The sequence below is a fragment of the Providencia sp. PROV129 genome (assembly GCF_028482245.1).
GTDB classification, from domain to species: Bacteria; Pseudomonadota; Gammaproteobacteria; order Enterobacterales; family Enterobacteriaceae; genus Providencia; species Providencia vermicola.
Window position 1 is genome coordinate 1 of record NZ_JAMPQD010000029.1, and the last position, 22,664, is coordinate 22,664.

Sequence of the window (22,664 nt, forward strand, 5' to 3'; positions counted from 1 at the left end):
TCGAAACCCCGTGATGAAAATCACGGGGTTTTTGTTTTATATGTTTATTTAAAAAATCCTATCTTAAATAGCTTTATATTAGTAATTCCATAATCTTTATCGAACTGTTTCACGATTAAATAAACTGGTCATAAAAATATTCGCTATTAATTTAAAGTAGTGAAAATAGTTCGTGCATTTAATTATGTTAGCGATTTATACCGATCTTTCTAGACCGCCGCAGTTATCATGTAACGACAAGGTATAAAGTAGTGAGTAACAACTCACATCGTTATGGAAACAGTGGGATGACACCAGAGGACAAGGTGTTATAACTAAGCTATTAATTCAGTGAGTATAATTTCAGATATAAAATACGCGAGTAGCAGCTTGGGACTTTATTTTTTTGGATGACAGTGGGAACGGCTTACTGAATACCATTTGTTAAGTTTATCATTTAAATGAATACAGTTGAGGAGTACAAAGTAAAGTAGTGAGCAACGCATAAAATTATGGAAGTATACCCACATCGCATAAGACTACGAATAATCACTCACCACTTGGTGTATTAGAACAATATAGCGAAACGTAAAAGTTATATACGTCTCTAGTGATGAAGTTTATACGATATCAATGCCAAAAATACGTTTTAGGGCTTTTTTTCCACTTGTCGTAAACGTAACCTCACGGTAGCCTGCTGTTTTTACTACCCATTCGTTTTGCTCAAAAGCGTGTAATAATGCAGCACCTGCGCTTCCACCTAAGTGCATACGTCTTTCACTCCAATCTAGGCAAGCACACGCCATTTTGCGTTTAGTGTGCATTGGAATATTGATATTGAGGTTGTGAAATTGCTCAATACCAATCATTGATAATTTATTTTCTTTAGATGTAAACCAGCCATTTTTATCCATAAAATCATAAATCTGAACTGCTATTTCCCCCGCTAAGTGGTCATAGCAAGTACGCGCTTTTCTTAAATGAATAGGGGTCGAGATTGGAGCCTGATATTCTAGCTTCATCGAAACCCCCATTAATATTTCCAGCAATTCAGCAATGTCCGATCCTGCAAGCCGGTAATAACGGTGTCTGCCTTGAGACAAACAACTAATTAAGTGGTTATTCAAAAGTTTCGTTAGGTGAGCACTGGTTGTTGAAGGTGCAATGTTTGCTGCAGCGCTTAACTCTGTCGCTGTCCAAGCTCTACCATCCATTAAAGCGCAGAGAATGCTGACCCTTGACGGGTCAGCAATAGCGGAGGCAACTTTTGAAATGGATTTTTCTAAATGCTCATTTTCATCAATGGGTTGGTTAATTTTGTTTTTTATCATTAGGGATATCCCATTTTTTAGTTACTTCTGAGGCTAATTCATTGTTGTCAGTTATGAGTATTAGCCTGTTATGATGATCACTATATTGAATTAGGATATTAATTTGGTGGTTTGCTAGGCACTGTGCTATGTCACCAAGCTCCCCTGGCCGTTCTTGCTTTAGCTTACGAATTACAGGCTGTGAAATGCTTTCTACTTGTATGCCAGCTTTAGTTAGTGCCTTTTTAGCTTCTTCAGGCTGTGTGATTAAAAAATGCGCATGGCTTTTTCCTTCGACAGAAAATACCCCGCCACCTTCTAAACCAACACCATGTTGGCCTAAAGTTGTCGCGAGTAATGCTAATGTACCCACTTGGTTTTCAATAATGACATGAATATCATACATTGTAGTTATCCTCTTTATCGAAGGAATAATCCCTTATGGTCTGTGAAACTCGAATGCGATAATGAGAAAAAACGGATTTTTTCCCTTCATTTTGCGCACTTTGGTGCATAAAATGACGTTTCCATTCCATCACAGCTGCTTCATTTTCCCACCAAGACAGCGATAAAATTTTTCCTTCAGTAGTGATACTTTGAAAACGCTCAACCGAAATAAAACCTTCAATGTTTACTAGTTCAGATTTTAATTCAGCAGCAAGTTCAAAATAACGCGTTTTTTGCTCAGGGATTGGAATAGCTTCAAAGATCACCGCAATCATAGAATTCTCCTTAATGTAGAAAGCGTAAATATAAACTTTTCATTAATTAATACTTCGATGATGGACGAAGTATTAATAGCAATAGAGGGGATGATATTGAGAATAAGGATTACTTAAGAGATTGGTATAAAGTATAACCAGCGACGGATCCTGCTACATCATAGGCAAAGTCGTGCCAGCTCCAACCCGTTCCTTCGGGGCGGCTATCATAGAGTTCTTTCGCAGCACCAAGTGAAATAGAAAATAACAGACCAAATTGAGCGGCATGACGATGTGACATATTTTGTCTGTCTGCATAAGCATTACCTGCCGCAGCCATCGCCGCGGAGAATGCAAAATGCTGCGCTTTGTCTTTACCTTTCCAGTTATCATTAGACCAATGGAAACCACTGCATGCTGTTGTTGATAACATTAGCGAGCAAATGATTAATGTTCTTATGATATTAGGGATCATTACCAGTCACCTAAATTGAAAAGCGCCACTTTAAAGTGACGCTTTGTTGAAAATTTATAAAATACGACTGATGAGCCGATCTACACGTATGCGTCGTAGCCTACGAATTAGCTTCTTCACTTTAACAGGGTAGGTTTGAATGCTATCTAATTCCCTGTAGTGATTAACGACTTTTGTATGAGTGCGGATACATTCTAATTCATGATGGCGTTGATCTTGAAGTTGTTGCTTAGGATCGTGAATTAAGACTGCATTTTCCAGATCTAAGCCCCATGCTCGCGGATTTAAGTTATTACCCGTAATAAATTGCCATTGATTATCGACCCACATACCTTTTAAATGATAAGTATTGTCACCGTCTTTCCAAAGCCTTACTGTCAGCTGTTTGCTATCAATAAAGCGCTGTAAGCGACTAACAAAGCGGCGTAAGTTGATTTCATATAGATAAGGAAGTGCCCCAATAATTTTAAAAGGCTCTTCAGGTGGAATATAGAAATCGTTAGCCGTTTTATCGCCAATAATAATTTCTACATGTTTACCATCACGTAGTAATCGGCTGATGATCCGTACTAATACAGCAGGAAGGTTAAAATACGGCGTACAAATAGTTAGCTTATCGCTGGTTGAGCCCATTAGGTGGGTGATCACTCGGTTGAGATCGTTTTTCTTACCTAAGCCAACAAAAGGTGTTACGGATAATTCATCATTTGATGCATTACCGACAAATTGGTAAGAAGACCCGCGCAGCCCTAAGCGGAATTGTTTTATTAGGTGCTTAAATTCAGCGGTTTTAGGGCGCGTTTCTGTATTTAGACGATGAATGGCATCAGCGGGTAATAAAGAGTCATCAATAAATTTTCGCATTGATGCGGTTAGCTGACTGTTTTTAATAAGGTGATATCGGTCATAACGATATTTTTCATGTCGTTGTAAATACACATCATTGATACTTGCTCCGCTATACAATAGGGTATCATCAAAAAGAAAGCCTTTTAGATGTAAGACACCTAAAGCTTCCCGAGTATTGACTGGAATACCATAGATAGGAATGTCGACATTTGGATAATGTTGTGAGACATCGAAATACCAATCTGCATTGGTGGAATTTGCGGTTGCACCAATGCGCCCTCGTTGAGCCCGATGCCAATCGACGAGAATCTTGATATCTAATGATGTATTAGCTTGTTTTGCCGCATACAGCGCATGAAGAATGTCTTTACCTGCGTCATCTTTCTCTAAATACAAAGCCGTAATGTAGATAGTATTTTCAGCGAGAGAAATTTGTTTAAGCAGTTCATCACGAAAATCTTCTGTCTTATATAGCGTTTTGACATCATCAACATCTTGAGAGAGTTTAGGTAAACTTACCAAATATTGTTGATGCTTTGCTTGTTTTAATTTTGACAACATCACAGTGTGAATTTTCTCTTATTAGTCCAATAGCAAATCGCTTTGCGCACATTTTTAAGCGAATGATCTAGGGATGATAGCATATTTAGTCAAACCATTTAGAATAAATTGCATATCTGTTTAATTTCCATACAGGTTATGCGACACATCCCTGCGTTGTTAAAGATGAAGAGTGAGGTTTACAACACCATCTTCAAATAGTACTTCAACCTCAAACCCCAATTTTTTGGCCAAGCTGATCATATTACGATTCTCAGGCATGGTGATTGCGGTTAATTTTTTGATGCCATGACCGCGGGTATAGTTAAGCAGTTTTTGCATCAACTGATAGCCCAGTGTTTGCCCTTTCATATCGGAGCGTACTAATACTGCGAATTCAGCCTCTTGATTATCAGGATCTGCCATTGCACGAACAACACCAATAATTTCAGGGGTGGAACTTTGGCTTTTTACTGCGACAAAGGCCATTTCACGGTCGTAGTCTATTTGGGTCATATTGGCGAGATCGTCATGGGTAAACTCGCTGATTTCACTAAAATACCGATAATAGAGATCTTCTTTTGTGACCTGCTCGATAAAAGACTTCAATAGTGGTTCATCTTCGGGAAGTATTGGGCGTAATAAGCAGCTTAAATCATCTTTTAAATGAATGGTTTCTTCTAATTCACTTGGGTAAGGGCGAATAGCAAGCCTAGAGGTTGTTGCGCTATCACTTGGGCTGAGTGTCATGGAGACATCCAGCAGGGTAAATTCATCGCCAGAGGCGAGTAATGGGTGAATGTCTAAACGTGTAATATTAGGGCAATCGATGATTAAATTTGAGACTCTGACTAATAAGCTTGAGAGCCCTGGGATATTTAACGGTTCTAATGCACTGCGCGATTTAATTTTATAACCTTTGATTGCGTTAATAACAAGATAACGCGCGAGTGCCATATTTAGTGGGGGTAAAGCGACAGCAGCTTGGCTTTCTTGTTGCCACTCAATTCCCCCTTCGCCTAGCATTATCAATGGCCCAAATACGGGGTCTAATTCTACAGCAATACGTAATTCTTGGGCGCCAGCACGGTTTGCCATGCTTTGTACTAATAAACCTTCGATGCGAGCGTTTGGAAAATTGGTGGAGACACGTTCAATAATCGCTTTTGCGGCATCTTCAACCTCTTTCGAGTTTCTCAGATATAGCATAACACCTTGAACTTCTGATTTATGCACAATATCGGGAGAACGCAGTTTTAAAGCAACGGGGTAACCAATTTTCTCAGCAATTTCAATCGCTTCATCACTTGAGTGGGCAATCCAAGTGGGTAAGCTATGTAGCCCATAAGCTTTTAAAATAGGTTGAACTTCATGCGTATCTAAATGTAAGTTGTTATTTTTTAATGCTTGTTGAATATATTCATGCGCTTGCTGTGTATTGGCAGTGATGCCCACAGGCAGTGCTGGTGTTTCTTTTAATTGTTTTTGGTTGCGTCGGTATTCCACCATATGCATGTAAGCAGTTATGGCACCTTCAGGAGTGCGGTAAGTTGGGATCCCTGCTTCACTAAACAAACGCCGGGATTCTTGGGATGAATATTCACCACACCAATTGGTTAATATCGTCAGCCATTTTCCTCGAGGATGCTGCTTGATGGTTTTAATGATTTTTTCTGCCATGGACTTGCTTTCAGTGATCGCGCTGGGGGTATGGATCAATAAAAGAGCATCATGATCATGGCTATCGAGCATTTTGTTTAATACGTTAATGTAGCGATCTACTGTGGAATCATCACCCAAGTCAATCGGATTTTGTGTAGAGAGGTCAAGTGGAAGTAGGGCACTGAGTTCATTTTCGGTTTCAATACTGAGTTTGGCCAGCTTACCATTACGCTGTAAAAGTTCATCCAGTGCCATGGCTGCAGGCGCGGCACCATTGCTCATGATTGATAAACGTTCACCCCGTAGTGGGGTCATATAGCTTAGTGTTTCAACTGCAGAAAACATTTCATGGGTATCTTGCACCCGTAATAGCCCCGCGCGTTGGATAGCGGCATCATAGGCGGCATCCAAGCTGGGTTTTTCCCCTAAAAGCTCTTGGGCTTTGCGTGTTCGACCACTTTTTATGACGAGAATAGGCTTGTTACGTGATGCACTGCGTGATGACGATAAAAAGCGTCGTGCATCACTGATGTTTTCAAGGTAAAGCAAAATTGCACTGGTTTTGCTATCGCGGGCTAAGTAATCCAGTAAGTCATCAATATCAATATCGATACTATCACCCAGAGCGATAAAATAGGAAAAACCGATATCACGATGCCTTGCCCAATCAAGCACAGTATTAGAAACTGCCGCAGATTGGGAAATAAAAGCTAGTTTGCCTTTGAGTATTGGAATAGGAGAAAAACTGGCATTTAAACCTTGCCATGGCGCTAAAAAGCCTAAGCTATTAGGGCCTAAAAGCCGAATTTGGTATTGCTGAGCCACCTTTTTTAATTCATTAAATTGAATGGAAGGGGATGATAAGATAATGACAACTTTGCAGCCAGCTTCACCAAGTTGCTGTAAACAAGTAATATTTCTCGAATGGTGTGTACAAATTACCGCAAGGTCAGGTTTGAGTGGAAGCTTGTCAATAGAGGGATAGGCCAGTACCCCCAAGACGGAGCTACGATTTGGATTAACTGGGAGAATCGGGCCTTTAAAGCCGCTGGTGAGAAGGTTTTTCATCATCACCGAACCTGCACGGCTCGGGTTTTCAGAGGCGCCAATGACCACAATTGATTTTGGCCTGAATAAAGATTCTAACTGACTCACTAAACCCATAAAGATAACCCTTCGCTTGGTGAACGGTATAATCGTTCAAGAGATAAAAAGAGGCTGAGTAATACTTATGAATACTATGCCCTATCTTTTATATTGCGCTAGTTTATCTGGTGAATTTAATTAATTTATACAAGCACCTTCACGTTTTATGATGACGTTTATCCGAAAGTTGCTATTTCTTGGAACTGCTTACGAAAAAAATCGTGAAAACAGTCCCTAAAAATAGTTAGGGAACCGCTGCGTTTAACACCATTTGTGCCACAGGGTGATGGGGTTTCCCTTCAAGGTATTTTTGACGAAACAGGCTAAAATGACTAAATAACTGCTGTGAGGCTTGGATATCACCAGCAAGCTCTAATATGGTTGCGGCAACTTCTGCGGTGCAATGCTGTTCTTCACGGGATGGTGTGCGTAGCAGGTAGTCTGTCCGAGCTTTTGTATTGATGGATAGCATTGGAATGTTATTGAGGTACGGGCTCTTGCGGAACATTTTGCGCGCTTCAGGCCAGGTTCCATCTAATAGAATAAATAAAGCTGGCTTATCAGAGATGTTCGGTTTATTCACGACAACACGGTTTTCTTGTGCATAGCTTTCAGGGAATATGAGGTAAGGCTGGCGGGTATCATCCTGTAAGGCTGCTAAAAGTAGTGCATCTGGAGCTGTTCTTGACCACTGAAAAGCAAGGGTGTCAGGCAGAACATCCGCGATCAGTTTTCCCGTGTTGCTAGGTTTAAATACTTCACCATCAAACATGATTAAGCAAAATTGGCTTTTCGCTTGAGCGGACGCCGTTTTTTGACACAGGCATTGCGGAATGGGTAGCAAGCAATATTGGCAGCGTTTTACGCGACAGCCCCTTGCTTTAAAAGGTTTTGTCGATAAGGCGAGGCGTTGCTGGCGGAGGTGATAAACGGCATTAGGTGTCATGTTCGATTACTGTTTTACAGGCCATAAAATAAGCCGCATATTGTACGCAAAACGATTTCTATGCGATAGAGGTATATTCAATAACTTTTCGGTGAGATAATAGCGCGAATCGGTAGCGTAGCCTTGCAACATCATGTAATCTTCGCGCCATAGCTTAGTAGGGGATAGTGATGAACGACTCGAATGATTTTAGTGGTAAAAACGGCAAAGTAAAAGTGATGTATGTCCGCAGCGAAGAGCAGGACAACAAAGGTAACGATAAACGCCGTGGCGGTCGTGACGGTGGTCGCGATGATAGACGTGGTGGTAGCGATAAACGCGGTGGTGATCGACGTGGTGGTGGCCGTCAAGAAAGAGGGGGGCGTTCAAATCGCCCTGAAGGTGGCCGCCAAGAACGCCGTTCAGATAACCGCGAGAGTACACCGCGTGAGCGTTCTCCGTGGCGCACTGTTTCTAAACCAGATAGCGAAGAATTTGAAAATGACCATGGTGGGATTGTTGGCAAAAGCCAAATCGACCCTGAGCAACTGCGCAAGCAACGCCAAGAAGAGACCCGAATTTACGGCGAAAATGCGTGCCAAGCGATGTTTAAAAATCGACCAGATGCCATTGTTCGCGCATGGTTCTTGCAATCTGTCACCCCACGTTTTCGTGATGCCCTGAAATGGATGGCAGCAAACCGTAAAGCTTACCATGTTGTTGATGATGAAGAGTTATCGAAAGCCTCTGGAACAGAACACCATGGCGGCGTGTGCTTTATTATCAAAAAACGAGGCGGCATGAGCGCAGATGCATATTTAGCACAAGCCGCAGAAAAAGATTGTGTATTAGCGCTGGAAGATGTTGGTAACCCACATAATTTAGGCGGGATCATGCGTAGTTGCGCCCACTTTGGTGTGCAAGGTGTGATTTTACAAGATGCGGGCATGTTGGAATCTGGTGCGGCAATTCGTACCGCAGAGGGTGGTGCTGAGCACATTAAAGCTATTGATGCTGACGGTCTAACGTCCACATTAGAGAAATTCCGCAAAGCGGGTTACACCATCGTGACCACGTCAAGCCATAAAGGCAGCCAAGATTTAGCAAAAGCAAAATTGCCAGCCAAAATGGTGCTTGTTTTAGGCCAAGAAAGTGATGGTTTGAGCGATAGTACGTGGGATCAAGGGGATATGAGCCTGTTTATCGGCGGAACGGGCAAAGTTGAAAGCCTGAATGTCTCTGTTGCTACAGGGGTGATGTTGGCACAATGGTGGCAGCAAAACCAAGTTAAATAATTGTCTTATCGATATGATTCCTAAGGCCATACGTTTTCACGTATGGCTTTTTTCTATCTACTATTTGGTTAGTGAGTAAATAAATCTGCAAACTCAGCAAGTTTCGGCACGAGAAATTCATTTTCTGGATAATTACATGAATAAGCTTCTAATAAGTGATTAGTGAACTGAATGAGATCTAAACGCGTTAATGGTGTGGATTTAGTTACTATCATATATGCCGCAGATATTTCGTTTAAACTGATGCAGTATTCGTAATAACCTTCTGTAAGAGCCTGCTTAATTTCATCGGGGACTGTATTAAAATTCAAGTCATCAGCCTCTAACTTTAACTGCATATAGGCTTGAACATCGTCCAAAATATCGAATGGATAAACCTCTTGGTATTGGTTGACATAGCAAATAAGTTTTCTGCGGAATTGCTCCGCCTGAATATCACTTATTGTATTAATCAATGCTAATACCTGACTGTTTTCAATCCATGATTTCATGAGCGTTTACCTAAGCAGATTAATGGTTGAACTAGTGTATTTGATGGGAAAAAATGAAGCAAAATTAACCCTACACGGAAATGTAGGGTTAATTTGAAGTTAGTGAGCGCCACCACCGTCTTTCGACCCAGCGCCAAATGGTGGTTTAGCGAACCAGACGATCACCATCAGCAAAATAAAGATCCCTGCGGATAACCAGAAAATTTCATTAGCTGATAAGATTAAGCCTTGATCTGTAATGGTTTTGGCTAAGTAAGCTGCACTTTGCTGCTCATTCATGCCAATCTGAGCCAATTCACTGTACATATGCTGTGCATTTGGATTGTATGGATTGACAAATTCTGCAAGATTTTCATGGTGCATGGATTCTCTTTGTGTCCACATTGTCGTGGTAATCGAGGTACCAATTGCCCCCGCTAGCGTTCGGGTAAAGTTAGATAAGCTAGATGCCGATGCCATTTTTTCAGGGGGTAACCCCGATAAGGTAATGGTGGTTAATGGCATAAAGAAGCAGGCAATCGCGAGGCCTTGAACAAATTGCGGCCAGGCAGCTGCTGCAAAGCCCATACCTGGTTCAAAGGTATAAGCACGCCAGTAGTAACAGACAGCATAGATAATAAAGCTGAATGTCACTAAATAACGCATATCAATGCGGTTACCAAATTTACCGATAATTGGCGTGATCAGTAGCGGCAATAACCCAACGGGTGCAGAGGCTAAGCCCGCCCATGTTGCAGTATAACCATAGACCTCTTGCAACAACTGCGGGAGCAAGACGATGGTACCAAAGTACAGCATATAGGCGAGGCTGAGTGATAAGCAGCCAATGGTAAAATTACGTTCCTTAAATAGAGAGAGGTCAATGACAGGGTGGTCGTCAGTTAACTCCCAGACAATTAAGAAGGCTATCGCCACAACGGCGATCACCGTCAAGACAATGATTTCGGTTGAGTTAAACCAATCCAGCTCTTTCCCTTGGTCGAGCATGATTTGCAGTGCACCAATCCCGACAACCAGTAAGACTAAACCAATAGTATCAATGCGTTGGATGGAAACTTTTGTTTCACGGCCTTTTAAAGTGCGCATGATGGCAAAGATAATCGCCACACTGAATGGGACGTTGATAAAGAATATCCATCCCCAATGGTAGTTGTCACTAATATAGCCCCCAAGAATGGGCCCGCAAATTGGAGCCACAACAATGGTCATTGACCAAAGTGCCAGTGCCATGCTGCGCTTGGCAGGGGGGTAGTTGTTCAGAAGTAGGCTTTGGGATAGAGGGATCAGTGGCCCTGCGACTAAACCTTGAAGTACACGGAATAAAATTAGCATTTCTAAGCTGCCAGAAATGCCGCATAACCAAGATGTTAAGGCAAAGAGACCCGTTGACCATAGAAATAGTCGAACTTCACCAATACGCCGTGCTAGCCAGCCAGTAACGGGAATAGAGATTGCATTTGCTACACCAAACGAGGTAATCACCCACGTTCCTTGGGAGTTAGATGCTCCTAAATTACCCGCAATCGTTGGGATAGCAACGTTAGCAATGGTTGAGTCAAGTACTTGCATAAAGGTCGCCAAGGAAAGGGCGATAGTCATCCAAGCCAGTTTTGAACCAGTGAGCGGTGCTGTCATGTCAGTTGCGCCCCCAATTATTTGTTCCCAGCGTTATTATTAATTATCTCAGTAACTATTTTGTCCGCAGGAGACATATCCACCGCTAATGCAGATGTATGGTATGCTGGCGCATCGCGCATGCCTTTTGACAGTACTTTGCCATCTTTATTGAGAGTATCAATCGTCACTTCAGTGGATAAACCGATACGCAATGGGCGTTCTTCAAGTTGCGCAGGGTCTAACGCGATACGCACGGGCAGGCGCTGTACTACTTTTATCCAGTTTCCACTGGCGTTTTGTGCAGGTAATAATGAAAATGCACTTCCCGTTCCCATGTCTAAACCGACCACGGTACCGTTAAAGACCACGTCCTTGCCGTAGAAGTCGGCTGTTACTTTCGCTGGTTGGCCGATACGCATATCTGCAAGTTGCGTTTCTTTAAAGTTTGCATCAATCCACATGCCACTCGATGGAACGATAGCCATTAATGGTGTTGATGGGGTGATTTGTGAGCCAATTTGCACACTACGGCGAGAGACATAACCGTCTACTGGACTAACAATTTTGGTGCGTTGTAAGGCTAGCCATGCATTACGAACTTGAGTCGCAGCCTGTTCTACTGCGGGTTGTTTTTCAATGGGCGAGTTAAGCACGATCGCTTGGTTAGCATTATATTGTTCAACTGCCATGTCCAATGCGGCTTTTGCGCTGACGACTGATTCACGGGCGTGTTGTAGCTCTTCTTTACCAATTAAATTACTACTACCTAGCACTTCACGGCGTTTTAGGTCGTTTTGTAAACGCCCTAATTCAGAACGTTTAACATCAATATTAGCTTGCAGCTGGCGGCTATTAATAATGTGCTGGCGGGTTTGGCGTACACTATTTGCCAGTTCGGTTTTGGCTTTATCCAGTGCAAGTTCAGCATCTCGAGGGTCAAGTTCAACTAGCACAGTACCGCTTTGTACGAAGTCAGTATTATCAACGTTAACGGTCATGACGCTCCCTGATACTTGGGATTGAATTTGCACTTGGTTACCAGCAACGTAAGCGTTATCCGTTGACTCATAATGGCGAAGGACTAAATACCAGTAAACGCCCCAACCCACGCCAATAGCGATAAAAATAAACGTTAAAAACATTAAGGCATTTTTGCGCTGTCTTTTTTTATTTCGTTGGGGAGCTTGCGTTTGTTGCATTTCCTCAGGGGAACTCATACTGGTATTACTCCATTTTTGATGGATAAGGATCACGGTTGTTTCCAGTAGCTAGTAATAACCACTGGAAACTGAGACTACAAATGATTTTGTTGCTTGATGGGAATATCGTAAAGCACAAGGTTGAAAGGATAATGAAATATTGTAGGCTGAAAAGTTTTTTTTTGCTTTTAAGCCTTCGAATGCCTCAAATACATTAACCTTACAAAAATAATGGTTAATCTTTTATAGTATCCAGTTTTGTCAGTAATTTACGCATTAGTTTATCAAGCTGTTGTTTTTCATCAGCTTCTAAAACTGACCAGATATCGATTAACGCTCGATGTTGTGGCGGTAACAAACCACTTAAAAACTCTGAGCCTTTTTCGGTGAGGTGCAAATGTAGACAACGTCTATCATTGTGACTTTCTTTACGTTCAATCCAACCATTCTTTTCGAGTTCATCAGCGATGCGTGTCGCATTGGTGCGAGATGAACCAAGCGCTGCACTGAGCTCAGAAGGTTGGATACTGCGTGAATCTTTTGTATCTAAGATCATTAAGGCCATGAAAAGTGTTTCATTAATTCCTTGAGCTCGTAGCATATTATTACGAGATTCAAGTAATTTTCCATGAACATGCATACATAAGCGTGTTAAGAGTATCTCTTGATACGGGATCGGTTTTTCGTGTGTATCTTGTTGCGCGACACGAGCATTTAAAAGCTCTTCTGTCGGTGTAAATGAACTTTCCATTATTTGGATACCTTATTAGTTTCAGTTGGTAAGATTACAACTGTCATCAACCATCTAAATGGTATATTAAAAGATAGAATTAGCAATTATACTTAATTAACATCGATGATTTTATTTTGATAATGATACATGATTCATAAATATTATGAATGTAATTTATGGGTTTCAGTATAGCGCAAAGTGCATTTCTAGCCTATTTAAGTTTATTTGGCTATAATTTAACCAAAATAAATGCAATTTATACGTCAAACAAAACCATATAAAACAATATATAATCACATCGTATTAACTCAATACCATTTTTTTTATTACCCAATAATTACAAGTTAGATAGATATTGCGATCATCTAAGTGTAAGTACTTATTTTTTAATTTTGTATAATTATTATTACCAGTAATTACTTATTGAATTAACAATAATTATACCTTACTGAAGAGCTATAGTATTTGTTTAACAGTGTCATTTGTTAACTTTCGCCATGGTAATAATAACAACATATAACTATTATCTTGAATTATTGATGGTAATTTATTGATTATGCATAAATATGAGTAAGAAAAGTGATGATTCCACTCTGAATATATTATGTATTTTTAAGTATTAACGTGCGGCTGATAACATTTAAAACAAAATGTTAACAGCCGCAGAAAAGGAAAACGCATTATTCATCTGAAGCAGCGATAGTTGGATCAAATCGGATACCAATGACCCAAATAATTAAGCTTAAGGCCGTTAAACTAACGCCTGCAATTGCGACTCCTTCCCAGCCTGCGCGCTCATAGGCATAACCTGATAATAACGAGCCGAGTGCGCCACCAATAAAATAACTGGTCATATACCCTGCAGTGAGGCGGTTACGCGCTTCAGGCATAATTCGATATAAGGTGCTTTGGCTAGTAACGTGGACAGCTTGAACGGCAAGGTCAAGAACTAAAATGCCAATAATAAAGGCGATCAAGGAGTGTTTTGCTAAGCCAATGGGTAACCAGGAGAGCAGTAATAAAACGAGTCCAATTGTGGTGATTATCTTGCCTTTACCTTTATCCACAAGGTGCCCTGCTTGAGATGCCATCAATGCGCCCGCTGCACCAACAAGGCCAAACAAACCGATAGTTCCTTCAGAGTAGTTAAATGGGGGGCTCGCTAATAAAAATGCCATTGCTGTCCACAGTAAACCAAAATTGGCAAAAGAAAGTGCACCCAGTGAGGCTCGGACAGCTAAAACAGGTGTACTAAAAAATAAGCGACCAATAGAGCAAAGTAATTGAAAGTAGTTAAGATTGGCTTTTTGATGATAGCGAGGTAATTTAATCGCTAATACAATTAATAAGATAATTAATAAAACAAATGCGACCCAATAAATCGCTCGCCAGCCTCCGACCATTGCCACTGCGCCAGATACCGTTCTCGCCAGTAAAATCCCCAGCAGTAAGCCACTCATAATAATCCCAACGGCTTTCCCCCGTTTATTGGGGTGTGCAATGGAGGCTGCCATTGGAATAAGTACTTGAGCAACAACAGAAAATAGTCCTGTGAGTGCCGTTCCTAATAGGATTTGCCAAATATTGGTTGAAAGAGCAGTAATGAGTAAGCCTGAAGCGGAAAGAAACGTCATAAATAATATTAGACGTTTTCGTTCAAATAAGTCCCCTAGAGGAACTAAAAACAGTAAACCGACTGCGTAGCCAAGCTGTGCGGCTGTGACAATAAACCCTGCCATATTAGTTGTCAGGTTAAATTGAGCAGCAATGGTATCTAACAGTGGTTGGGCATAATAGTTGCTGGCAACGACAAGGCCTGTCGCAATGGCCATCAAAATTGTGAGGCCCGTTGTTAGCTCAGCAGTTTGGGTCTGTTTCATGTGGGTTACCTAATATTAGCTAGGCGACTACTATAAACAAAATTTATTACCTTGGTTTATTTCTTTTTGCCATTGATACAAAAAACCACCCAGATTAGCGGGTGGCTTTAGGCATTTTATTATGTGATTTATGCTTACTTAGCGGCTTCCTTCGCTGTTTTCACCCAGCCATCAAATGTCGATTGGTGAGCTTTTATCCAAGCATTTGTGTGACGTTGAATATCCGCTTGTGAGGCTTCCCCGTTATGCATTCTTAAATTCTGCGCATTGATATCCGCAATAGGCAGCTTCATCACTTCAAATAATTTTGCTGCTGAAGGGTTATCCGCAGCCCATTTTTTGTTAGCCACGATATGCATGGTATTCGGTGGGAAACCATAGTTTTTTCCATTAGGTAACGTCGTGTCTGTTTTTTCACCGTTTGGCATTGAAGAGAAAGGCACTTCTAGCCAGACCACATCACGACCAGGCTTGAGCACATCACTGATCCAGTAAGGTGTCCATGTATAGTATAAAATAGGCTTACCTTCTTTATATCGGGTAATGGTATCTGCCATCATTGCCGCATAGTTACCTTGGTTGTGATCAACTGTTTTTTCGAGATCATAGGCTTTTAAATGATTATTAATGGCGGCTTCACAACCCCAGCCTGGGTTACAGCCTGTTAAATCGGCTTTACCATTGCCATTTGAATCAAAGAGTTTGGCAATTTTAGGATCTTTGAGTTGTTCCACATTGGTAATATTGTATTTTTCAGCCGTTTTTTTGTCGATGAGGTAGCCTTGAGCCGCATTGACGACATAATTCCCTTGACGATAGAACACGTTATCACCGCCAGCAGCATCATACTGGGCATTATGCAAAGGAACCCAGCTGGTGGCTAAGTAAGTTGCATCACCATTCGCAATGGATGCATAAGCTACGTTATAGTCGACCTCTTTGATAGGCTGAACATCATAGCCCAGTTCCTCAAGGGCTTTTGCAACGATCAGTGTTTGGAATGTTTCTTCACTGATTGTACTTTGTACAGGATTAATTTTTATTCCTTTACCAGGTAGGTCGTTAGCGGTTGCCAATGGAACGGTAAATATGGCTGTCAGTGCAGATGCAAGAATGATTTTATGTTTCATTATATTGTTCCCTCTGTTTTATTTCGCAGCGAGCTTGGCTGTAATGGGAAGAGCCAAGTTAAGTGCCAAGTGAATGGCACTCAGGTGAATGGAGGATGTTTTAATTAATTGTTTTTTTTGCAAAATGGGCGTACGACCAGTCCTATAGGGCCTTTCTGATACCAACGAGTCGGTGTTTTACCACGAGTATCTTGCCCTAAAGATTGGGTAAGGCGGTCTAAAATGATGGCGAGGATCACAATACCGACACCCCCGACGGATGCGAGGCCCATATCAAGGCGACCTATCCCCCTTAAGACCATTTGGCCTAAGCCCCCGACTGCAATCATTGATGCGATAACCACCATTGACAGCGCTAACATTAAGGTTTGGTTAACCCCAGCCATAATGGTTGGCATAGCGAGTGGTAATTGCACTTTAAACAACATTTGGCGAGGGCTTGCTCCGAATGATTCCGCGGCTTCAATTAAATCGGCAGGGACTTGCTTGATCCCTAAAATGGTCAAACGAATGATCGGCGGTAATGCAAATATAATGGTGACGACGACGCCTGGCACATTACCGATACCAAATAACATGACGATCGGCACTAAATAGACGAATGCAGGGGTGGTTTGCATTGCATCAAGTAATGGGCGAATGATTCTGGAGGCTCTATCACTGCGCGCTAGCCAAATCCCCAACGGTAGCCCTATCACAATACAAAACATCAATGAGGTGAGTACCAGCGATAACGTCACCATCGCTTCCGACCATGCACCAATTGCTCCAATGGCTATCATCGAAACAAAGGTGGCAACTCCCATTGCTCGTCCTGCAAATTGCCAAGCAAGTAATGCAAAAATGATAATGGCTACGGGAGACGGTAGCGAGGTGAGAAATTGTTCAAACCCACTGAGAATAAAATCGATGGGCGCTCGTATTCCTTGAAATACAGGACGGAAGTTGAGAACAACCCAATCGATGGCATGGGCAACCCATGAATCAAGGGGGATAAGCGTATGCTGGAAAGGATCCATAATATTAAACTGATCGGGTACGATGCTATCTGTTGGAGCTGCATCAAGCCAATCACTGGATCCTGAATCTGTTGTGGGTGAGCCACCCCATGGATCATCTGAAGCACTTTGGTCTGGCGTGGAGCTTGTTGCCCATGGATCGTCTGATGAGGTTGTTTCAGGCGTTTGTTCTGGCGTTTGCTCAACTTGAGTATCGGCCCATGGATCCTGTTGGTCGATGGTATTTTCTTGATTTTGCTTACTCATTTGGCGTCTCCTTATCCAGTGCTTGTAGTAGCATGCCTTTCGAAATCACCCCTAAATAACGATTTTTTTCGTTGACGACAGGGACCGCACAAGGTGCTTGTGCAATCGTCGAGATGACTTCATTTAAGGAGGTATTACCTTGAATCGGCTCGATATCTGGCAAAATGGCAGCTTCAATTCCGGCTTTGTCATGCAGCGCTTTTTCTAAGGATTCAATGGATACAACACCAGCAAAAGTATGGCCGCGTGAGAGCAAATAGCCATGGTAGCGGTCTTCATCATTAAGCACTTTTAAGGCTGAACGAGGCCCAAAGCCAGGCGCGATATGCAACAATGCATTAGGGCGTCTTCGCGCTATATCTTTGGCACTGAATACTTGGCTAATATCAACTCCACGGAAGAAAGTTCTGACGTAGTCATTGGCAGGGTTATTCAGTATTTCATCGGGTGTTCCGACTTGAACGACCACGCCACCTTGCATAATGGCAATGCGGTCACCAATTCGCATAGCTTCATCGAGGTCATGGGAGATAAAAACGATAGTGCGTTGTTTATCACCTTGTAAAGAAAGCAATTCATCTTGCATTTCTGTTCGAATGAGTGGGTCAAGAGCAGAAAAGGCTTCATCCATTAAAAGAATATCAGGGTCATTAGCGAGTGCTCGCGCTAAGCCAATGCGTTGGCGCATTCCGCCAGAAAGCTCATCAGGGAATGAGTTAGCCCATTTATCGAGGTTAACTTGATTCAGTGCATCCATTGCTTTTTTATAGCGTTCTTCTTTTGAAATGCCAGAAAGTTCCATGCCAAAAGCTGTATTATCAATCACATTCATGTGTGGCATTAACGCAAAGGATTGGAATACCATACTGATTTTAGTTCGACGTACTTCACGCAGCGCTTTGTCGGAAATATTAGAGATATCTTGCCCATCAATCAGCACCTGGCCGCTGGTAGGTTCAATCAGGCGATTGAGGAGGCGCACCAAAGTGGACTTCCCTGAACCCGAAAGCCCCATGACTACGAAGATTTCGCCTTCTTCAATCGCCAGATTCACATCTTGAACACCGACCGTGAGGCCCGTTTTTTCAAAGATAGCATCTTTGTCCATTCCTGATTCTAAAAGCTTAAATGCGGAGTCAGGATTTTCCCCAAATATTTTATATAAATTTTTAACTTCTAATTTTATTGCCATATATTATTTACCCAATTTTCAATCAACAAAAGAGTTGGAGCCCAAATGAATAATGTTGATTCAATGATGATAGTCGAGCCTATTGAGACCTAAACGTAGGCTATCGCTTGAAAATTATTAGGGCAGAAATTCCTATTTTAATTTAATGGGTTTATTCATTATGGTTTAAATTCAAATGCTCCTGATTAGATTATTAGTAAAAATTGCAAGCAATAAACCCTAGCATAATAAAAACTCCTGACAACCCTTGGTTAAGCAGAATTAATCAAAAAAATGAATGTCAAAAATGCTGAATATCATTCAAATAATCAAAAGAAAGTAGCGAGTATGAGCAATAATATGAAAATTAATAGAGATAGTTAACTTGCTGGTGAGACTGTATTTATTTTGACAGAATTAAAAATAATCAAATGAGATTTAGTGAATTAATGATGATAATTTTTAGACAACAATAATGTAATAATTAGCGAATGAAAATAAATAAGATAAAATACCATAATCATTAATTTTATTAACTTATTTTCAGGTTTCAAAATAGAGAAATGAAAAAAATGCCTGATTAATTCATTAAAAATGAGTAATCAAACAGATATCCCTATAAAAAACGAACTGATTTGAGTGTTTTTTAGTCTAAAAAATACCCTAAAAAATAAAGTTATTATTATTCATCAGGGTATGTTTGGTATTGATGCTTTAAGTTAAATGTAAAATAAATTAATCAATCAATTGATTAAAAGTTCCAGTCATCATCCTCTGTGCTGACAGCTTTGCCAATAATATAAGAAGAACCTGAACCTGAGAAGAAATCATGATTTTCATTCGCGTCAGGGGATAATGCAGATAATATTGCCGCACTCACATCGGTGACTGTATCAGGGAATAAGGCTTCATAACCTAAATTCATTAAAGCCTTGTTGGCATTATAGTGTAAGAACTTTTTAACATCTTCTGTCCAGCCTACGGGGTCATATAGCTCTTGGGTATATTTTACTTCATTTTCATATAAATCGAATAATAATGAGAAAGTAAAATTCTTTATTTCTGATTGTGTTTTTTCATCATAATTCAATAATGATTTTTGGAATTTATAGCCAATATAATAACCATGAATCGCCTCATCTCGAATGATTAATCGAATTAAGTCAGCAGTATTTGTGAGTTTGCCACGGCTTGACCAATACATAGGTAAATAAAACCCAGAATAGAATAAGAAAGATTCCAAAAAGACACTCGCCACTTTTTTCTTTAATGGATGTGAATCACAATAATAAGAAAGAATGATTTTAGCTTTATTCTGTAATGCATTATTCTCCTCACTCCAACGAAAAGCTTCATCGACATCGCTGGTGGAACATAAGGTGGAGAAAATAGAACTGTAAGAGCGCGCATGTACCGCTTCCATAAAGCTAATATTGGATAAAACGGCTTCTTCGTGGGGCGTTTGTGAGTCAGGCATCAAACAAGGCGCACCAACCGTATTTTGAATGGTGTCAAGCAGTGTTAGACCGGTAAAGACACGTATAGTCAGCTTTTTTTCTGCTTCAGTGAGGGTATTCCACGATGGGATATCGTTGGATAGCGGGACTTTTTCGGGTAACCAGAAGTTAGAGGTGAGGCGGTTCCAAACCTCAAGGTCTTTATCATCTTGAATGCGGTTCCAGTTGATTGCCTTCACAGGGGCTGCGGATGTATTGGTGGTCATATTCTGATTCCTATTACAGAGTGCAAGATACGCAGCCGTCAACTTCAGTACCTTCCAAAGCGGTTTGACGTAATCGTATGTAATACAAAGTTTTTATACCTTTTTTCCATGCGTAGATTTGTGCTCGGTTAATATCTCGCGTTGTGGCATCATCTTTGAAAAAGAGCGTTAACGATAAGCCCTGGTCAACGTGTTGGGTGGCCATCGCATAGGTATCAATAATTTTTTCAGGGCCGATTTGATAGGCATCTTGGTAATACTCAAGATTCTCGTTATCCATAAATGGGGCCGGATAATAGACTCGACCAATCTTCCCTTCCTTACGGATCTCTATACGAGAAACAATTGGATGAATGCTAGATGTGGAATTATTGATATAGGAAATAGACCCTGTGGGGGGGATGGCTTGCAAGTTTTGGTTGTAAATACCATAGGTGATCACTGATTGTCTTAAGGCTTGCCAGTCTTCTCGTGTGGGAATTTCGATACCCGAACGTCGGAATAATTCCTGCACGGTTTGTGTCTTTGGTAACCAAATATCGTTGATATATTTATCAAAATAGTCACCTGAGCCATAAGTGGAGTGCTCAAAGCCAACAAAGGCGGTTTTGCGCTCAATCGCTAATTGGTTTGATGTTTTTAGGGCGTAATAAGTCACTGTATAAAAATAGATATTGGTAAAATCAAGTGCTTCTTCACTACCATAATGAATATGTTCACGGGCTAAATAGCCATGTAAGTTCATTTGCCCAAGGCCAATAGCGTGGGATTGACGGTTTCCTTGTGCAATAGACGGTACAGAACGAATATCGCTCATATCGGACACGGCACTAAGTGCTCTGACAGCAGCTTCGATGGATCGTGCAAAGTTCGGTGAATCCATGGTTTTGGCAATATTCATAGACCCTAAATTGCAGCTGATATCTTTACCAATTTCTTGGTAACTTAAATCCTCTTCATACAGGCTAGGGCGATTAACTTGCAGAATTTCTGAGCACAAGTTGCTCATATTAATTCGCCCTGCAATAGGATTGGCTCTATTGGCGGTATCTTCAAATAAAATATACGGGTAGCCCGATTCAAATTGAATTTCAGCTAACGTTTGGAAAAATTCCCGGGCATTAATTTTGTATTTTTTTATAGCTTTGTTATCCACCATTTCAGCGTATTTTTCAGAGACGCTGATTTCAGACATGGGAACGCCATAAACACGTTGTACATCGTAAGGTGAGAATAAGTACATATCTTCGTTATTTTTGGCTAACTGAAAAGTAATGTCTGGGATCACCACGCCAAGGGATAAGGTTTTTATGCGTATTTTTTCATCTGCATTTTCCCGTTTTGTGTCGAGAAAACGCATAATGTCAGGGTGATGCGCATGTAAATACACGGCTCCTGCACCTTGACGAGCGCCCAATTGATTCGCGTAGGAAAAGGCGTCTTCCAACATTTTCATCACAGGAACCACACCAGAAGATTGGTTTTCAATCAATTTTATTGGGGCGCCTTGTTCGCGTAAGTTGGTCATCATAAAGGCAACTCCGCCACCCCGTTTGGATAGTTGGAGTGCGGAATTGACAGAACGCCCGATAGACTCCATATTGTCTTCTATACGCAATAGAAAACAGGATATTAATTCGCCTCGCTGCTTTTTCCCGCAATTGAGAAATGTTGGCGTAGCGGGTTGGAAACGGCCCGTAATAATTTCATCGACATACAATTTAGCGAGTGATTCTGAGCCTTGTGCTAAAGTTAATGCCACCATGCAAACACGGTCTTCATAGCGTTCTAAATAGCGCTTTCCATCAAAAGTTTTCAGCGTATAGCTGGTGTAGTATTTGAATGCGCCAAGAAAGGTTTGGAAACGAAATTTATGCGCATAGGCTTGCTGAAACAGTGACTTAATAAAGTCAAAACGGTATTGCTGCAATATATCGTTTTCGTAGTAATTTTCTTGAACAAGAAAATCTAGTTTTTCTTTTAAATCATGGAAAAATACAGTGTTTTGATTAACATGCTGGCGGAAATAATGGTGTGCAGCTTCTTTATCTTTATCAAACTGAATATGACCTTCGCTGTTATATAAATTCAGCATGGCATTCAGGGCATGGTAATCAACTTCAGTATTATTTTGTATTGTATCCATTATGAAAAGCTCTCGTTGTGGGCATGTTGCCAGAACGTTTGTAGGCCATCTTTAACCGACTGAACATCTTTTGCAGTACCTAAGAGTTCAAAGCGATAGAGGTAAGGCACACGGCATTTTTGTGCGACGATATCCCCCGCAATTGCGTAAGCATCGCCAAAGTTAGTATTCCCCGCAGCAATCACACCACGAAGGAATAAACGGTTTTCCTCGATATTTAAAAACTGAATCACTTCTTTTGGCACCGCGCCTTTTGTGCCACCGCCACCGTAGGTTGGAAGCAGTAGAACATAAGGTTTTGTGGCAATAGGGCTCATTTCTTGTGGCCCGATTGGGAGGCGCGTTGCAGGCAAGCCCAATTTTTCAACAAATCGATGGCAATTGCCTGAGCGGCTTGAAAAATAGATGAGTGATTCCGTTTTCATGG

General features: G+C 41.2%; 19 protein-coding genes. 1 reads left to right on the top strand and 18 read right to left on the bottom strand.

All coding sequences use genetic code 11. The annotated features are described in order from the left end of the window. Positions 1-599 precede the first annotated feature (599 nt). The 7 genes from PSF27_RS18940 to PSF27_RS18970 all read right to left on the bottom strand — a co-directional run bounded on the left by PSF27_RS18940 (position 600) and on the right by PSF27_RS18970 (position 7,608). Positions 600-1,310, bottom strand: coding sequence for an ArsR/SmtB family transcription factor (locus PSF27_RS18940; protein WP_272682070.1), 711 nt, complete (start codon positions 1,308-1,310; stop codon positions 600-602). Beyond that, positions 1,291-1,695, bottom strand: coding sequence for an amino acid-binding protein (locus PSF27_RS18945; protein WP_272682071.1), 405 nt, complete (start codon positions 1,693-1,695; stop codon positions 1,291-1,293). The genes PSF27_RS18940 and PSF27_RS18945 overlap by 20 nt, the downstream gene beginning before the upstream one ends. Further along, positions 1,688-2,011: an antibiotic biosynthesis monooxygenase family protein gene (locus tag PSF27_RS18950; protein ID WP_206085236.1), complete on the bottom strand. Its 324-nt coding sequence runs from the start codon at positions 2,009-2,011 to the stop codon at positions 1,688-1,690. The genes PSF27_RS18945 and PSF27_RS18950 overlap by 8 nt, the downstream gene beginning before the upstream one ends. A 109-nt stretch (positions 2,012-2,120) precedes the next feature. Beyond that, positions 2,121-2,465: a YfiM family lipoprotein gene (locus PSF27_RS18955; RefSeq protein WP_225819939.1), complete on the bottom strand. Its 345-nt coding sequence runs from the start codon at positions 2,463-2,465 to the stop codon at positions 2,121-2,123. Positions 2,466-2,519: 54 nt separating this feature from the next. Then, positions 2,520-3,875: a CDP-diacylglycerol--serine O-phosphatidyltransferase gene (gene pssA, locus PSF27_RS18960; RefSeq protein WP_272682080.1), complete on the bottom strand. Its 1,356-nt coding sequence runs from the start codon at positions 3,873-3,875 to the stop codon at positions 2,520-2,522. Positions 3,876-4,034: 159 nt separating this feature from the next. Further along, positions 4,035-6,671, bottom strand: a complete 2,637-nt coding sequence (locus PSF27_RS18965; protein WP_206085471.1) for a bifunctional acetate--CoA ligase family protein/GNAT family N-acetyltransferase — start codon at positions 6,669-6,671, stop codon at positions 4,035-4,037. Positions 6,672-6,906: 235 nt separating this feature from the next. After that, entirely contained in the window at positions 6,907-7,608 is a 702-nt protein-coding gene (locus PSF27_RS18970) for a tRNA-uridine aminocarboxypropyltransferase (RefSeq protein ID WP_272682072.1), read from the bottom strand. A 170-nt stretch (positions 7,609-7,778) separates the two neighbouring features. On the opposite strand from PSF27_RS18970, the gene PSF27_RS18975 reads away from it, so the two are divergent. Beyond that, positions 7,779-8,882 carry a tRNA/rRNA methyltransferase gene (locus PSF27_RS18975; protein ID WP_272682073.1) on the top strand — a complete coding sequence of 368 codons (1,104 nt, stop codon included), beginning with the start codon at positions 7,779-7,781 and terminating at the stop codon, positions 8,880-8,882. A 68-nt stretch (positions 8,883-8,950) separates the two neighbouring features. On the opposite strand, the gene PSF27_RS18980 is transcribed toward PSF27_RS18975, so the two are convergent. From PSF27_RS18980 to nrdI, 11 genes are all read right to left on the bottom strand, one after another. After that, complete coding sequence (locus PSF27_RS18980; protein ID WP_206085240.1) at positions 8,951-9,373, bottom strand: hypothetical protein; 423 nt, start codon at positions 9,371-9,373, stop codon at positions 8,951-8,953. A 99-nt stretch (positions 9,374-9,472) separates the two neighbouring features. Then, positions 9,473-11,008: a multidrug efflux MFS transporter permease subunit EmrB gene (emrB, locus tag PSF27_RS18985; protein ID WP_206085241.1), complete on the bottom strand. Its 1,536-nt coding sequence runs from the start codon at positions 11,006-11,008 to the stop codon at positions 9,473-9,475. Between the two features lie 17 nt (positions 11,009-11,025). Next, the gene (emrA, locus tag PSF27_RS18990) at positions 11,026-12,207 is read right to left on the bottom strand and encodes a multidrug efflux MFS transporter periplasmic adaptor subunit EmrA (RefSeq protein WP_206085242.1); all 1,182 of its coding nucleotides are present in this window, start codon (positions 12,205-12,207) and stop codon (positions 11,026-11,028) included. A 217-nt stretch (positions 12,208-12,424) separates the two neighbouring features. Then, positions 12,425-12,940: a transcriptional repressor MprA gene (gene mprA, locus PSF27_RS18995; protein WP_206085243.1), complete on the bottom strand. Its 516-nt coding sequence runs from the start codon at positions 12,938-12,940 to the stop codon at positions 12,425-12,427. A gap of 662 nt (positions 12,941-13,602) precedes the next feature. Continuing rightward, positions 13,603-14,802, bottom strand: a complete 1,200-nt coding sequence (locus PSF27_RS19000; RefSeq protein WP_206085244.1) for an MFS transporter — start codon at positions 14,800-14,802, stop codon at positions 13,603-13,605. A gap of 134 nt (positions 14,803-14,936) precedes the next feature. Beyond that, positions 14,937-15,932 (bottom strand): glycine betaine/L-proline ABC transporter substrate-binding protein ProX, encoded by a 996-nt coding sequence (proX, locus tag PSF27_RS19005; RefSeq protein WP_206085245.1) that lies wholly within the window; start codon positions 15,930-15,932, stop codon positions 14,937-14,939. 104 nt (positions 15,933-16,036) lie between these two features. Next, positions 16,037-17,197, bottom strand: coding sequence for a glycine betaine/L-proline ABC transporter permease ProW (gene proW, locus PSF27_RS19010; protein ID WP_272682074.1), 1,161 nt, complete (start codon positions 17,195-17,197; stop codon positions 16,037-16,039). After that, complete coding sequence (proV, locus tag PSF27_RS19015) at positions 17,190-18,389, bottom strand: glycine betaine/L-proline ABC transporter ATP-binding protein ProV (RefSeq protein WP_272682075.1); 1,200 nt, start codon at positions 18,387-18,389, stop codon at positions 17,190-17,192. The genes proW and proV overlap by 8 nt, the downstream gene beginning before the upstream one ends. Positions 18,390-19,119: 730 nt before the next feature. Continuing rightward, the gene (gene nrdF / locus PSF27_RS19020; protein WP_206085248.1) at positions 19,120-20,091 is read right to left on the bottom strand and encodes a class 1b ribonucleoside-diphosphate reductase subunit beta; all 972 of its coding nucleotides are present in this window, start codon (positions 20,089-20,091) and stop codon (positions 19,120-19,122) included. 13 nt (positions 20,092-20,104) lie between these two features. Further along, a complete protein-coding gene (gene nrdE, locus PSF27_RS19025; RefSeq protein ID WP_206085249.1) occupies positions 20,105-22,237 on the bottom strand; it encodes a class 1b ribonucleoside-diphosphate reductase subunit alpha in 2,133 nt (710 codons plus the stop codon). Next, the gene (nrdI, locus tag PSF27_RS19030) at positions 22,237-22,662 is read right to left on the bottom strand and encodes a class Ib ribonucleoside-diphosphate reductase assembly flavoprotein NrdI (RefSeq protein ID WP_206085250.1); all 426 of its coding nucleotides are present in this window, start codon (positions 22,660-22,662) and stop codon (positions 22,237-22,239) included. Before nrdI ends, nrdE begins: the two co-directional genes overlap by 1 nt. Positions 22,663-22,664 lie beyond the last annotated feature (2 nt).